This window comes from Mesorhizobium sp. M7D.F.Ca.US.004.03.1.1 (assembly GCF_003998635.1).
Lineage (GTDB): Bacteria > Pseudomonadota > Alphaproteobacteria > Rhizobiales > Rhizobiaceae > Mesorhizobium > Mesorhizobium loti.
The window spans coordinates 1-549 of the sequence record NZ_RZQG01001696.1 but is presented as its reverse complement, the minus strand read 5'-3'; the positions used below and the strand labels follow the sequence as shown (position 1 = coordinate 549).

1 protein-coding gene is annotated in these 549 nt (G+C 61.0%); it reads left to right on the top strand.

Going from position 1 to position 549, the window contains the following annotated elements:
- Window positions 1-321: 321 nt before the first annotated feature.
- Window positions 322-549: GNAT family N-acetyltransferase (locus EN935_RS39545; RefSeq protein ID WP_164771907.1), on the top strand; the 228-nt coding region annotated here is incomplete at its 3' end.

The following is a 549-nucleotide window of genomic DNA, read 5'->3' as shown; positions in this document are numbered from 1 at the left end:
GCTTGAGCGTGGCAGCGGCCAGATCGCCGCGGATCAGCACGAATTCGGCGCCGATGATCCCTGCCAGTGAAAACACCAGCACATGATGGAAGATCGCAAGCACAAGATCGGTGGCGTCCATGCTTTTTTCCCTTGGGTCTGACGGCGCCGCCCCGCGCCTGAAAAAGGATCACGCTGCTAGTGTGAATCAGCCTGTCGCGAAAATAACACCGTCGCGCAAGATTCCCATAGTGGAGCCTGGATGATGGGCCGCATTGCCCTGGCTCTTGCACCAGACCGGCGATTTGCTAAGCGCTGACAATCCGTGCGAGGGCAGATCCCATGAACAATTCACCAGCGACCAGTGCTCCTGTCATCGGGACGAAGCGAACCATCCTGCGGGCACACCAGCTTGGCGATTTCGAGGCCTATGCCGCGATGTGGACCGATCCCGTCGTCACCCGTTTCATCGGCGGCAAGCCGCGCACGCGCGAAGAGAGCTGGATGCGCTTCCTGCGTCACGCCGGCCTGTGGTCGCTGCTCGGCTACGGTTTCTGGGCGATCGAGGAG